The sequence below is a fragment of the Albidovulum sp. genome, assembly GCF_049646345.1.
Classification (GTDB): Bacteria; Pseudomonadota; Alphaproteobacteria; order Rhodobacterales; family Rhodobacteraceae; genus Albidovulum.
This window is the reverse complement of record NZ_JBARVQ010000282.1, coordinates 1-8,479: the sequence shown is the minus strand read 5'-3', so window position 1 is coordinate 8,479 and position 8,479 is coordinate 1. Positions and strand designations below refer to the sequence as shown.

Genomic DNA, 8,479 nt, shown 5'->3' with positions numbered 1-8,479 from the left:
AAGCTGCGGGTGTCGCGCTGATAGTCCTCCCAGGTCCCGTCGAGCGCCTGGCTATAGCCGAAGGCCGAGCTTTGACGGCCCATCGGAATGATACCCAATGCGAATTTATGCGGGGTCTTGGCGTTGCCTACGAACTTGCTTTCTTGATAGATCGTCGCCATCTGGACATGGACCGGCACACCCCAGCGCCGCTCGGCCCGCTGCATCGCGGAAAGGTATTTCGGGCGCTGGTCGAGAATCGAACAGGCATTGTCCAGATTGCGCGGCGCGGACCTGTTGCCGCCGCCGCAGGATACCAAAAGCAAAAAGATACCCAGCCGAAAAAGTCTGCTCATACTGCCTCGCTCGATCTTCTTTTGCCCCAGTTTACGCGTTTTCGCGGGTAAGGGGAATCACAAAGCAGCGCGCGGTTGTACTGTTGGTTAAAGGTTCACAGACTGTTTCCAATCCTTTCGGTGTGAGAGATGGACGTTGCTGCCCAGACGCGTTATTTTATTGCGTGGGGGCCAGTACGCTATGTTGAAAACACGTGCGAAGTATTATCTCGGCCAGGTGGTGCGGCATCGCAAGCACCCCTTTCGTGGTGTCGTGTTCGATGTGGACGCGATGTTCAGCAATACCGACGAATGGTATGCAGCGATCCCCGAGGAAAGCCGCCCGGAAAAAGAGCAGCCCTTCTACCATCTTCTGGCCGAGAATGACGAAAGCTATTACGTCGCCTATGTCTCCGAGCAGAACCTTGTCGCCGATTATTCCGGCGAGCCGGTCGATCATCCCGACTTGCCTGATCTCTTCGGTGATTTCGAAGACGGGCGGTATCCGCTGCATTTCAACCTGAACTGAACCCGGCTCAGTAGCCAAGGGCGCAGCCGTCCTTGCGGGGATCGGACGCGCCGGTCAGGATGCCCCGGACCTCATCAATGACAATGGCCTGCCCACCGCCAAGGGGGCTGTCGGGGATCAGGATCTTGTGCCCCTTCGCGGCAAGGTCGGCCCGGGTGCTGTCGGAATAGCCACGCTCGACCTTCAATGCCCCGTCAGTCGCGAAACATCTTGGCGCGTCGAGCGCTTCCTGCGGGTCCATGCCGTAGTCGAGCATATTGGTGATCACCCGTGCATGCCCCGTTGGCTGATAGGCGCCGCCCATGACACCGAAAGGCATGGTGACCCGGCCGTTCCGCTTCAGCATTGCGGGGATAATCGTGTGCAGCGGGCGCTTTCCGGGGGCGGCCTCATTCGGATGTCCCTGCTGCAAGGTAAAACCCGCCCCCCGGTTCTGGAGCAGAATACCGAAACGCGGCGATGCGATGCCTGATCCGAAAGACCAATAGGTCGAATAGATCAGCGAAACCGCCATCCGGTCGCGATCGACAACGGTCAGATAGACTGTGTCGCGATGGACAGCTTCGGTTGCTTTCGGCTGTGGGGTCATCGCGCGGTCGGGGTCGATCAGTGCCGCCAGCCGCTCGGCCGTCGCAGGGGCCAGCATGTGGTCCAGCCGGGTGACATGATCGGGATCGGCGATGAAGCGGTCGCGTGCGTCATAGGCAAGTTTCGCGGCCTCCGCTTCCAGATGCGCGCGCTGGGGTCCATTCGGGTCGAGGCCGGACAGATTGAACTGCGACAGGATGTTAAGCATCAGGATCGCTGTTGTCCCCTGTCCGTTGGGCGGGTGTTCGAGCAGTTCGTGACCCTTGTATCCCCCGCTGATCGGGTCGCCATAGGTGCAGGCGGTGGCCGCGAAATCATCGAGTGAATGGCTGCCGCCAAGCAGGGTCAGCGCCGCGACCATGTCTTCGGCCACCTCGCCTTCATAGAAAGCGGCACGGCCCTGTGCAGCGATGCGGCGTAGCACCTCGGCCTGTTCCGGAGCGCGGAACAGGTCGCCCGTCAGCAATGGGGCACCGCCCTTTGAATAGTAGCGCCGGGCGATGTCGCCCAGCCGTCCGCTGCTTTCCTGCCAGTCAAAAGCCACTCGCGGCGCGACGGGGATGCCGTCTTCTGCGTAACGGATCGCGGGCGCCAGCGTATCGGCGAGCCCCAGCCGCCCCCAATCATTCGAAAGCCTGCAGAAGGCATCAATCGCGCAGGGGACCGTTACGGAATGCACGCTTTCCGTGCCAATCGCGGTCATGCCACCGTCCCGCAGCCTGTTGGCGTCGAATCCCGCGGGCGCGCGACCTGAACCATTCAGGGCGATCACCCGCTCCTCTCCGGGCGGTTTCAGAAGCACGAAACAGTCGCCACCAATGCCACAGCTTTGCGGCTCGGCAATGCCCAGAAGAACCGCGCCCGCAATCGCCGCGTCGACCGCATTGCCACCGCTTTGCAGGATATCGAGCGCCACCTTCGCCGCCAGTGGATGGGATGTCGCGCAGACGGCATTTGTGGCGATGACCGGAGACCGCCCCGGACGATGAAAATCACGCATGCGATCCTCCCTTACCGGGCGAAAGCTAGGGTGCGATTTGGGGAAAGGAAAGACCTCGACGCTGCGCAATGGGTGGGGGCTGTTAAACGCAGCGTCGAGGGAAGCCTTAAGCAGCTACAGGATCTATATCACTGACATTTCCGGCCGAGTTGGGGATTCATTGCGGCAACTTTACGGCGCGGAACCCTGGTTTCCGCCAGTTCCGCAGGCGAGGTGGAAAAACCCAGAAGTAAGATGCTTCAAATTGTATCCACCGCAGACCTGACCACATCTGGTGGTAGCCGCTGCGGATATTGTTGGCAGAGTTATGGGAGAGTCGTACAGCCCTTCACAGGGCAAAAAAGTTCTCCCGTATGGGTCGGATGGCAAGGTGCCGATACGGGCTGCACAGGCCTTCGCTGCTGAACAAACAGTAGTTCCATCTGCGAAACGGGGCGCCGCAAATGCGCCGGTCAGGTCTTATCCGTCCCGCGCCGGTGGCTGACCGGAACATGGAATGTCAGAATGTTTCGTTCATTTTCCCGTTGATAAGCCAGATTGGTCGTCAATTCGCGGATCAAGGCCCAGCCCCAGCCACCTTCCGGCAGCGCCTCAATCTCGTCCGGGATCTCCTGCATGGGGATATCCGGCAGGGTCAGGCCGGGCATCGGCACGCCAGCATCCACAATGCGGCATTCAAGCGCTTCGTCGCTTTTTACGATCCTGAGATCGACCGGCCCCGGTTCGAGACGGGCATAGCCATGCTCAACCACGTTATTCAGCGCTTCAGCCAGGGTGAGTTCCAGGGTTCCGGCATCTTCGATTGTGATTTGGCGGGCAAAGCGCGCCACCGCGCGCCGCAATGCGTCCCGCACAGCCGCAGGTTCAGCCTGAAACAGGTGACGAAACCGGTCACCTCTTCGTTCCCTATAGGGTGGATCCGTTTCCGACCGTAACGGTCGATCAGTGAGCATGCCGTTCGTCCTGATTCGCAGCGGGTGCCGAGGCGTGAATGGCAAAGACACTGTCCATACGGGTCAGGTGAAAGACCTTGTCGACATTCGCGGTCAGCGCGGCCAATTCAAGCTTTCTGGTCGGCGCGAGGAACTTCATCACCGACACGATTGCCCCCAGCCCGGAACTGTCGACAAAGTTGACCTGTCCGAGATCGAGGACAACCCTTCCGCTGTGATCGGTGGTCAGTTCGCGCATCTGGTCCTTGAACTGTATGGCGACGGACGCATCGATGCGGTCGTCTTGTACGCGAACCACGAGTGCGTCATCTATGGATTCCGAGACAAGGTTCATTGTGTTGCCCTCCTTGCAGGTCCGGGGAAGGCTAGACGCCAATCCTTACTATTCGGTATGCCTCTTTGGAGGCCGTAAAAGGAGAGCGGAGAGATGGATGAGGTGGTGATCGCCGGAGCTGCCCGGACCGCGATGGGCGGGTTTCAGGGGGCATTCAGCACGGTTGATGCGGCGACGCTTGGTGGCGCGGCCATCGCGGCTGCCATTGCCGATGCCGGGGCCTCGCCTGCTCAGATCGAAGAACTTCTCATGGGTTGTGTTCTGCCCGCCGGGCAGGGTCAGGCCCCCGCGCGGCAGGCCGGGTTCAAGGCGGGGCTTTCGGACGCCGTTCCCGCGACGACGCTGAACAAGATGTGCGGCTCGGGCATGAAGGCCGCGATGATGGCGCATGACCAGATCGCGCTGGGTACGGCCGGGATCATGGTCGCGGGCGGGATGGAGAGCATGACCAACGCCCCCTATCTCTTGCCGAAGATGCGTGGCGGCGCCCGTCTGGGCCATGGTCAGGTTATCGACCACATGTTCCTTGATGGGTTGGAGGATGCCTATGACAAGGGCCGCCTTATGGGCACCTTTGCCGAAGATTGCGCCTCGGCGTTTCAGTTTACGCGCGCCGCGCAGGACGACTATGCGCTGGCGTCCTTGTCCCGCGCGCTTGATGCGCAGAAGATCGGGGCTTTCGCGGGTGAAATCGCGCCTGTCACGGTGACGACCCGCAAGGGTGAGGCTGTTGTGGATGCCGACGAACAGCCCGCTTCCGCACGGCCCGAGAAGATCCCGACCCTGAAACCAGCCTTCCGCAAGGATGGAACGGTCACGGCCGCGAATTCCTCGTCAATCTCGGACGGGGCGGCGGCTTTGGTGCTGGCGTCGCGTCAGGCCGCCGAGATGGCCGGGCTGAAGATCCGCGCCCGCATCCTTGGCCATGCGAGCCACGCCCACGCGCCTGCTGAGTTTCCGACCGCCCCGGTGCCTGCGGCCCGCAAGCTGATGGAGCGGCTTGGCTGGTCGGTCGGGAATGTCGACCTCTGGGAAGTGAACGAGGCCTTTGCCGTCGTGCCCATGGCCTTCATGCAGGAGCTTGGCCTGCCGCATGACATTGTGAACGTCAATGGTGGCGCCTGCGCGCTGGGCCATCCGATCGGTGCCTCTGGCGCCCGGATCATGGTCACCCTGCTCAACGCGCTGGAAAAGCGTGACCTGAAGCGCGGGATCGCCGCGATCTGCATCGGGGGCGGCGAAGGCACGGCCATCGCCATCGAGCGGGTCTGACGCTTACTTCGGCCCGACCAGCGCGAACATCGCGCCCTGCGGATCGCGGGCGACCATAATGAAGGCGCCGCCCGGCACTTCCATCGGCCCGTGCAGAACCTGCCCGCCCGCCTCGGCCGTGCGCGCAATGGCAGCCTGCACCCCGTCGGTGCCGAAATAGGGCAGCCAGAACGGCGTATCCGGCCCCGGCATTTCCGGCATCTGCTTCATCACACCGCCGATATCGGCCTTGCCATGACGGAAGAGCTGATAGGTCATGTCCGGCCCCATCTGGTGCGCGTCGCCCGGCTTCCAGCCAAAGAGTTTGCCATAGAAGGCAAGGGCAGCCTCGGGGTCGGAGGTCATCAATTCGTGCCAGCAGCCATGACCCATCGCCTTCTGATCAAAGGCGTGGCCGTCGTCGTCGAGCATCTGGAGGATACCGAACGCGGCCCCCTGCGGGTCCATGGCGGCGGCAAAACGGCCGGTTCCGGGGATGTCAGCGGGGCCGTAAACCACGCTGCCACCGGCCTTTTCGATGTCCTTTGCCGCCTTGTCGCAATTGGTCACGGTGACATAGAACATCCACATCGGCGGCATTCCGGGCTGCGCGGCCATCATCCCCGCGACCATGTCGTCAGCGGAACGGGCGATGCGGTAATCCATGCCTTCCATGCCGGAATCGGCGATCGCCCAACCTGCGACATGGGCATAGAAATGCCCCGCCGCGTCGGGGTCGGTCGTCGATAGCTCATACCAGCAGGGTTTGCCGCGCTTCGGTTTGGCCATGTCTTCCTCCGCTGTTGTATCGCCCTTTGCAGGGGCACGGGATCAGCCTGCGCCCTTGCCAGACCAAAAGCAAGGGAGGCGGGTTTCGGTGGATTCTCAGTCAGGAAAGTACGGTGCTGCGCCCGGAGCGGACTTGGGCGGATACGTCATTTGGCCCGGAACGAAGCCGAAGGCGCCGGGCCAGCGCCTGCCCGTCCCTGCGGGCTGGCGCTTTGGAGGCCGCGCGCCTCGCACGAGGTCAGAGGGTCTTTGCTGCCATAAAGCACCCTGAATAATGGTCGCTGCGCCACCCCACGGACAGGCACCCGCCCGGCTTATGTTGTGCATGCGGCGAGGTCCGCTTCGTCCCGGATGCGGTCTAACCGGACAAGCAGCCTGGGATCAGACGGCGCGGTCGAACTTGGTTGAAAGGTGGATCAGGCTTTCAGACCCCTTCACGCCGGTCATCTCGCCGATCTGGTCGAGCACGCCGTCCAGCACGGTGGTTGAGGGGGCCGCGACCTGAAGCAGAAAATCGACACGGCCCGAGGTCGTGTGCACACGCTCAACCTCCGGGATCGCCTTCAGGCGGCTCAGCACATTGGCCTGTGCGCGGGGTTCGATCGTCAGCAGAACAGTCGCCCGGATGCGGGCCTGTCGTGCGGCTTCGCCCAGCTTGACGGTGTAGCCTGCGATAACGCCCGTCGTTTCCAGCCGCTCCAGCCGCGCCTGAATGGTTGAACGGGCGACCTTCAGCCGCCGCGCCAGAGTGGCGACGGACACCCGGGCATCGGAGCCCAGAAAACCCAAGATCGAGCGGTCGAGATCGTCCATTTGGCAACACCGGCAGTTTGATTGTCGTTTTCGTCATTTTAACGATAACGTCAAGCAAATCTACACTTTTGATCGGTAGAAATGTGCTCCATATCCCCCGAACTTCGTTCAGGCAAAGGGCGGCTCATACGCACCTTACCTGGTTTGGTTAAATGCGTAAGCGCTTTCCAACCGGTATGCCCGGGCAAAAGGTGGCTGCGCCTTGTTGGCAAGGGTGACCGCCGATGGGGCTCTCAAAAATGATCTGGGCGAATCCGTCCGAATTCCTTCGTATCGAACAGCCGGTCAATCCGGTGATGTTTTTCGCCCCGTCAGTGCTGCAGGCCAGCGCGCGCCGGTTCATCGATGGCTTTCCGGGGCTTGTGACCTATGCGGTCAAGTCGAACCCCGAGGAGATGGTGATCCAGAACCTCGTCGCCGCTGGTATCCAGGGCTTCGACGTCGCCTCGCCCGCCGAGATCGAGATGGTGCGCCGCCTCGCGCCCACGGCGGCGCTGCACTACCACAACCCGGTGCGCGGGCGGCATGAGATCGCCTATGCGGTCGAGATGGGCGTGAAGTCCTATTCGGTCGACAGCCGCACGGAATTGCAAAAGCTGATTGAGATCGTGCCTGCAGAAGGTGCCGAAATCTCGGTGCGCTTCAAGCTGCCGGTTGCCGGGGCCGCCTACAATTTCGGCGCCAAGTTCGGCGCGACGGTGGAACTGGCGACGGAACTGCTGGCCACCGTGGCTGCTGCCGGGTTCATCCCCTCACTGACCTTCCATCCGGGCACCCAGTGTACCGATCCGATGGCCTGGGATGCGTATTTGCGCGCTGCAGCCGGGATCTGCACCAATGCCGGTGTGAAGGCGCGTCGCCTGAACGTTGGTGGCGGTTTCCCGTCGCATCGCCTCTCGACCGAGATCCCGCAGCTTGATGCGATCTTTGAACTGATCGGCCGCGTGGCGCAGGACGTGTTCGACGGCGAACCGCCCGCGCTGGTCTGCGAACCGGGCCGGGCGCTGGTCGCGGAAAGCTTCACCCTTGCCGCCCGCATCAAGGGGCTGCGCGACGGCGAGCATGTGTTCCTGAACGACGGCACCTATGGCAACCTCGACGAACTGCCGATCACCGGCATCATCGACCGGATCGCCGTCGTGTCGCCGAACGGCGTGCAGCGCGATGGCGAGGCCCAGCCGCGCGTGATCTTCGGTCCGACCTGTGACAGCGTCGACCGGTTGCCGGGCGAAGTGGACCTGCCGAGCGATCTGGAAGAGGGTGATTTCCTCGTCTTCTCCGGCATGGGCGCCTATTCGACGGCGACCAATACACGCTTCAATGGCTTCGGCGACATGAAAATCGCCACCGTGATGCGCCTCGGTCTCTGAGCTGACGAGACCGCCCTCGCACAGCCTGCGGGGGCGTTGTCGTCTTATAGCGTTTCGTCGCCAGAGGCTGACTGGAGCGCATATCGCCGCAGGGACCTGCGTAGCGCTGACGTTTTCATCACCCGGCGGAGAGAACGAGCGTTGCGCTGGCTAACGATTCTGACACTTTGCCTGTTGCGTGACTTCTGCTTTGCAGACTTAGCGTGATCTGGTTTGCAATGCCTCCAGCAATGGCCCGACCGAACCCAATCGCAGCGCCTGGACGGCGGCGATGATGGCCTCTGTCTGGTGATCGGGCAGTCGCCCTTCGGCAAGGCTGCGGAATTTCCCGATAAGCTCGGCCCGTGAGGGCGGATAATCCGGCTCGCCCCAGGGGGACAGGACAAGCGCGTCGAACTGGCCGCCGGGTACTGTCACGATGACCCGTGACGGGTTCTGCCCGGGGAACATCGGATCCATCGACGCCTCGTGCCTGATGGAGATCTTCCCGGCCAGGCTTACGACAGCAGCATTGCCAAGAACCTCGGGGCCCATCGGG

General features: G+C 62.2%; 9 protein-coding genes and 1 pseudogene. 3 read left to right on the top strand and 7 right to left on the bottom strand.

From position 1 onward, the window contains the following. A pseudogene (locus WBB85_RS06770) lies at positions 1-335 on the bottom strand (lytic transglycosylase); the annotation flags it as partial. Between the two features lie 181 nt (positions 336-516). On the opposite strand from WBB85_RS06770, the gene hspQ reads away from it, so the two are divergent. Further along, a complete protein-coding gene (gene hspQ, locus WBB85_RS06765) occupies positions 517-843 on the top strand; it encodes a heat shock protein HspQ (RefSeq protein WP_432637860.1) in 327 nt (108 codons plus the stop codon). Positions 844-850: 7 nt separating this feature from the next. On the opposite strand, the gene WBB85_RS06760 is transcribed toward hspQ, so the two are convergent. The 3 genes from WBB85_RS06760 to WBB85_RS06750 form a co-directional block, all read right to left on the bottom strand. Next, complete coding sequence (locus tag WBB85_RS06760) at positions 851-2,431, bottom strand: gamma-glutamyltransferase family protein (protein WP_432637859.1); 1,581 nt, start codon at positions 2,429-2,431, stop codon at positions 851-853. Positions 2,432-2,883: 452 nt separating this feature from the next. Continuing rightward, positions 2,884-3,384 (bottom strand): ATP-binding protein, encoded by a 501-nt coding sequence (locus WBB85_RS06755; RefSeq protein WP_432637858.1) that lies wholly within the window; start codon positions 3,382-3,384, stop codon positions 2,884-2,886. Beyond that, a complete protein-coding gene (locus WBB85_RS06750) occupies positions 3,374-3,718 on the bottom strand; it encodes an STAS domain-containing protein (protein WP_432637857.1) in 345 nt (114 codons plus the stop codon). Before WBB85_RS06750 ends, WBB85_RS06755 begins: the two co-directional genes overlap by 11 nt. Before the next feature lie 93 nt (positions 3,719-3,811). Here WBB85_RS06750 and WBB85_RS06745 point away from each other — a divergent pair, with 93 nt between their 5' ends. Beyond that, positions 3,812-4,990 (top strand): acetyl-CoA C-acyltransferase, encoded by a 1,179-nt coding sequence (locus WBB85_RS06745; protein ID WP_432637856.1) that lies wholly within the window; start codon positions 3,812-3,814, stop codon positions 4,988-4,990. Positions 4,991-4,993: 3 nt separating this feature from the next. On the opposite strand, the gene WBB85_RS06740 is transcribed toward WBB85_RS06745, so the two are convergent. Together WBB85_RS06740 and WBB85_RS06735 are read right to left on the bottom strand one after the other, a co-directional pair. Then, a complete protein-coding gene (locus WBB85_RS06740) occupies positions 4,994-5,758 on the bottom strand; it encodes a VOC family protein (RefSeq protein ID WP_432637855.1) in 765 nt (254 codons plus the stop codon). Between the two features lie 381 nt (positions 5,759-6,139). Further along, on the bottom strand, positions 6,140-6,571 hold the full coding sequence (locus tag WBB85_RS06735) for an Lrp/AsnC family transcriptional regulator (RefSeq protein ID WP_263739664.1): 432 nt from the start codon (positions 6,569-6,571) through the stop codon (positions 6,140-6,142). Positions 6,572-6,795: 224 nt separating this feature from the next. Between WBB85_RS06735 and WBB85_RS06730 the strand changes: the two genes are divergently transcribed. Next, on the top strand, positions 6,796-7,941 hold the full coding sequence (locus WBB85_RS06730; RefSeq protein WP_432637854.1) for a type III PLP-dependent enzyme: 1,146 nt from the start codon (positions 6,796-6,798) through the stop codon (positions 7,939-7,941). A gap of 198 nt (positions 7,942-8,139) precedes the next feature. Here the strand turns inward: WBB85_RS06730 and WBB85_RS06725 are convergent. Further along, the coding region (locus WBB85_RS06725) for a hypothetical protein (RefSeq protein ID WP_432637853.1) at positions 8,140-8,479 on the bottom strand (340 nt) is incomplete at its 5' end.